Source organism: Tamilnaduibacter salinus (assembly GCF_003096655.1).
GTDB lineage: Bacteria > Pseudomonadota > Gammaproteobacteria > Pseudomonadales > Oleiphilaceae > Tamilnaduibacter > Tamilnaduibacter salinus.
This window is the reverse complement of record NZ_QEKQ01000019.1, coordinates 1-1,962: the sequence shown is the minus strand read 5'-3', so window position 1 is coordinate 1,962 and position 1,962 is coordinate 1. Positions and strand designations below refer to the sequence as shown.

At 53.5% G+C, this 1,962-nt stretch carries 2 protein-coding genes and 1 pseudogene; all 3 read left to right on the top strand.

Annotated features, from left to right (window positions below; translation table 11 throughout):
- Positions 1–112: 112 nt before the first annotated feature.
- Entirely contained in the window at positions 113–727 is a 615-nt protein-coding gene (locus C8D92_RS15615; protein ID WP_133243143.1) for a hypothetical protein, read from the top strand.
- 83 nt (positions 728–810) lie between these two features.
- Entirely contained in the window at positions 811–1,182 is a 372-nt protein-coding gene (locus tag C8D92_RS15545) for a transposase (protein ID WP_095611657.1), read from the top strand.
- A pseudogene (locus C8D92_RS15540) lies at positions 1,164–1,892 on the top strand (IS3 family transposase); the annotation flags it as partial. The gene C8D92_RS15545 and the pseudogene C8D92_RS15540, both read left to right, overlap by 19 nt.
- Between the last annotated feature and the right edge of the window lie 70 nt (positions 1,893–1,962).

Genomic DNA, 1,962 nt, shown 5'->3' with positions numbered 1-1,962 from the left:
AACAGGAAAAGCCCAGCCATAGGTTGGGGAACAATGAACGACACAAAAAGGCTGGGATGGGGGCTCTGGGGAGCGTTTTTCTACAGCCTCGTTAGGGCAAGGACGAAATCTGATGCACGCTGAAATTTCGGAAGGATTATTTGCCGCATACCTAGATGACTTTAATATTAGATTTGAAAGGCATTACCCGGTGTCTGGAAATAGCAATGTTGATTTTCGGGTAGAAACGTCCTCTGTTGTATTGTGTGATGTAAAGGAAGTTCGGGATTCCCGTTCGAAGACCGGCAATGAGATTGATGCTTTTTCCCATATTCGAGAGGATTTGAGAGATCTTCGGAAAAAATTCAAAAAGACCAAACCAAGTGATCCAGTTGTTCTGGTGACAATGAATTTTTCAAGCAACTTTTTCACAGCCCTTACTGTGGCGAGGGCAATGCTTGGAGATGTAGGAGTAGAATTTTTTAATGGAACCCGCAGCGAGATGAATCACTTGCCACGCGGGAATGCTGCACTAACAAAGCAGGGAAACACATCAATCTCGGGTGTTGTGGTTTTTGATCCGGAGTGTGGAAACCACAGATACTTTACAAACCCTTTTGCATCGAACCCCCTACAGGAAGGCTTTTTCCCAGGAATAGATGAGATCAAGCTCTCGAGAGATGCAGGAGAAGAACAATTGGTTGGGCTGTCAAAGATCATGTGGTGGCAATATGCCGGAGCAAAATAGCCCTAACAAGGGGCCGCAGCGGACCGTGGACTTCCCCCACTTTAGTGGACACGCATCGATAACTCCGACGGAGGAGAAAACCGATGCCCGCGATGATTACGGGGAAGAAGACACAACGTTACAGCACCGAGTTTAAGGTCAAGGCGGTGGAGTGGAGTCACCAGGCCCACCGAAGCGTTCAAGGGGTGGCGCAAGCGCTGGATATTCACCCATTCATGCTGTCACGCTGGCGGAAGGAGTACCGGGAGGGAAAGTTCGCCATGAAACGGGTCAAGAAAGCGCCTGCCGAGGCCAAGGAACAGATCAGGGAGCAGGATGAAGTCACCCGCCTCAAACGCCGGATTGCGGAGCTTGAGGAGGAAAACGACGTCCTAAAAAAGTTTCAACGTTTTCAGGCCGAGGAACGACGGAAGCGTTCCGGTTCGTCTGGAAACACCGACAGCGATACAGCATAAAAGCGCTTTGCCGGCACCTGAGTGTGTCACGCGCTGGCTATTATGCCTGGGTCAACCGAAAGCCCGGCAAACGAGCGGCCGAGCGGGCTGCTCTGCTGTCCAAGGTCCGCAGGATCTACGATGACAGCGAGGGGCGGTACGGCAGCCCGCGGGTACACCAGGCGTTGCGCCGTGAGGGCATCACGGTGGGCGAAAACCGAGTCGCGAAGGTCATGCAGCAATGGGGCATGAAGGCCCGCGTCACTCGTGTTTACCGGCGCTTGGCGAGGCGCCGCCATGAGCTCAAAGCATTGCCCAATTACCGTCTGGAGGCTCCTTCACCGGGCGCTGTCGATCAACAATGGAGCAGCGACGTCACCTATATCAAGCTGGGCTCGAAGTACGTCTTCCTGGCGGTCGTGCTGGATCTGTTCTCGCGCCGAGTGCTGAGCTGGCGATTGGGTGAGAGCCTGAGTGCGGACTTCTCCAGAGCCACCCTGAGAGAGGCTTTCCAGACCCGGAAGCCTGCTGCTGGTTTATTGCTTCACACGGACCGAGGTGTCGAATACCGCGCCCATAAGACCCAACGATTGCTGAAACAGCATCGGGTGCATCACAGCATGAGCCGGCCGGGCCATTGCACTGACAATGCGGAGGTGGAGTCCTTCTTCAAGACGCTGAAGGGAGAATTGCTGCACGCCACTAGGGAACCTCTGAATAACCGGGCTTGAACACCGATTCCCGGTCTCTATCCGGAGATGAGCCGATTTCAGCGATAAATCCCCAGTCTATTTGTTCATC

Coding starts and splice junctions, on each gene's coding strand:
- C8D92_RS15545 (WP_095611657.1), top strand. CDS start 811: ATGCCCGCGATGATTACGGGGAAGAAGACACAACGTTACAGCACCGAG.
- C8D92_RS15615 (WP_133243143.1), top strand. CDS start 113: ATGCACGCTGAAATTTCGGAAGGATTATTTGCCGCATACCTAGATGAC.